This window comes from Thermococcus sp. JdF3 (assembly GCF_012027495.1).
GTDB lineage: Archaea > Methanobacteriota_B > Thermococci > Thermococcales > Thermococcaceae > Thermococcus.
Genome location: NZ_SNUK01000033.1, coordinates 1 through 419 on the forward strand (window position 1 = coordinate 1; position 419 = coordinate 419).

Genomic DNA, 419 nt, shown 5'->3' on the forward strand with positions numbered 1-419 from the left:
CCGTAACCAAGGTTGCAGAGATGAGCAGAAGTATTGAAGAAATCACTAACGTGATCACCAACATTGCCGAGCAGACGAATTTACTTGCCTTGAACGCGGCTATTGAGGCCGCGAGAGCCGGCGAGGCTGGCAGAGGTTTTGCTGTCGTTGCTCAAGAGATTCGCAAACTCGCAGAGGAGAGCAAGCAGGCCGCGGACAACATTAAGAACATTATCGATCAGATTACGGCTGAGATTAGGGATGCTGTTGACAGTACGAGACGCGGTGTCACCGTGGTTGGAGAGAGTGCTGAAACCCTTAGGGAGACCACCAACTACTTGACAAACATCGCTGACCTCCTCCAGGATGCCAGTGGCAGGATGGGCGAAGTAAAAGAGCAGATTATTCGCACGCAGGATGAGGTCGAGAAGGCTTTGAGA

Annotated in this window: 1 protein-coding gene; it reads left to right on the plus strand. The window is 51.8% G+C overall.

Annotated elements, in window-relative coordinates; genetic code table 11:
* Positions 1–419, plus strand: a 419-nt coding sequence (locus tag E3E42_RS11765) for a methyl-accepting chemotaxis protein (protein ID WP_240913704.1), incomplete at both ends; no start/stop codon positions are given.